We start from the raw sequence: 662 nt of genomic DNA, 5'->3' as shown, positions 1-662 counted from the left end.
CAGTCTGTCCAGGTTCCAAGATCGGTGTCAAAAATTGCTCAAACCATCCATTAAAAACATCCATATTACAGTGGCCTTCAAAGGTTAACGGAACAACTATCTTTCTTCCACTTAAGGCTGCAACCATACTGATTCGTTGAGTTTTCTTTCCAGATTTTAAGGCATAAAACCGCTGTCCTTTCTGGCAATATCCGTAGTTCGGTGTTATCAATGCCAGACTCATCTATATACACTAAGTTTTTAGGTTCTTTTGTCGCTATAATTTCCAAAAATTCAGCACGTTTTTCTTCGTTTCTTTCCTTGTATCCATATGTCTTTTTTTGCGCGTAAATCCAATTTTTTTAAGGGCTCGATAGATCGTTTGGATACTAACGTTGTTCCAAAGTTTAGCCATTTCCGATAGAGTCTTTCCTCCGTGTTCTCTGGCAAATTTGGCAAAGGTATCCCAGTCGGTAATTTTGTGATTGTAACCCCCATTTCCAAGTTTTTTTGATTGAAAGTCTCCTGTTTCTTTTCTTCTTTGCTGCCACTCCCATAAAGTAGTTCGTCCAATCTTAAATCTTGCTGCCACTGTTTCTCTGCTTTCTCCTTCGTCTAGCGCTTCCATTGCTTTTTTTCTTAAATCATAACTATATGCTGCTGGCATTCAACCTCCTTATCAT

General features: G+C 38.7%; 2 protein-coding genes. Both read right to left on the bottom strand.

The features are described 5' to 3' along the window. The coding region (locus tag OZD62_RS06085) for an IS630 family transposase (RefSeq protein ID WP_022626366.1) at window positions 1–223 on the bottom strand (223 nt) is incomplete at its 3' end. Between the two features lie 33 nt (window positions 224–256). Next, window positions 257–646 carry a helix-turn-helix domain-containing protein gene (locus OZD62_RS00260; protein WP_275019178.1) on the bottom strand — a complete coding sequence of 130 codons (390 nt, stop codon included), beginning with the start codon at window positions 644–646 and terminating at the stop codon, window positions 257–259. Between the last annotated feature and the right edge of the window lie 16 nt (window positions 647–662).

The sequence above is a fragment of the Wolbachia endosymbiont of Drosophila seguyi genome (assembly GCF_028981765.1).
In the GTDB taxonomy this organism is placed as follows: Bacteria; Pseudomonadota; Alphaproteobacteria; order Rickettsiales; family Anaplasmataceae; genus Wolbachia; species Wolbachia pipientis.
This window is presented reverse-complemented; position numbering and strand designations above follow the sequence as displayed.

Excerpts from the sequence above, each read along its gene's own strand:
- OZD62_RS00260 (WP_275019178.1), bottom strand. The coding sequence starts at position 646 with ATGCCAGCAGCATATAGTTATGATTTAAGAAAAAAAGCAATGGAAGCG.